Origin of the sequence: Burkholderia puraquae (genome assembly GCF_002099195.1) — a bacterium.
Lineage (GTDB): Bacteria > Pseudomonadota > Gammaproteobacteria > Burkholderiales > Burkholderiaceae > Burkholderia > Burkholderia puraquae.
Window position 1 is genome coordinate 1 of record NZ_NBYX01000078.1, and the last position, 564, is coordinate 564.

Consider the following 564-nt stretch of genomic DNA (forward strand, 5'->3'; position numbering starts at 1 on the left):
TCGCCAGTTGCAGGAACTGCCGTTCTACAACACGTTCTTCAAGACCACGCACCCGCCGGTGATCGAACTCTCGGCGATGCTCGCGGAAGTCACGCCGAAGGGCTTCAACCACTTCTTCTACTGCAACAGCGGCTCGGAAGGCAACGACACCGTGCTGCGCCTCGTGCACCAGTACTGGCGCGTGCAGGGCCAGCCGCAGAAGAAGTATGTGATCTCGCGCAGGAACGGCTACCACGGCTCGACGATCGCGGGCGGCACGCTCGGCGGGATGGGCTACATGCACGAGCAGATGCCGTCGAAGGTCGAGCACATCGTGCATATCGACCAGCCGTATTTCTTCGGCGAAGCGGCGGCCGGCGAGACGCCCGAGGCGTTCGGCCTGGCCCGCGCGCAGCAGCTCGAAGCGAAGATCCTCGAACTCGGCGCGGAGAACGTCGCGGCGTTCATCGGCGAGCCGTTCCAGGGCGCGGGCGGCGTGATCTTCCCGCCGTCGACGTACTGGCCGGAAATCCAGCGGATCTGCCGCAAGTACGACATCCTGCTGGTCGCCGACGAAGTGATCGG

1 protein-coding gene is annotated in these 564 nt (G+C 64.9%); it reads left to right on the top strand.

The window, feature by feature from the left end; genetic code table 11:
• Window positions 1-564, top strand: a 564-nt coding sequence (locus B7G54_RS37860; RefSeq protein ID WP_133059280.1) for an aminotransferase class III-fold pyridoxal phosphate-dependent enzyme, incomplete at both ends; no start/stop codon positions are given.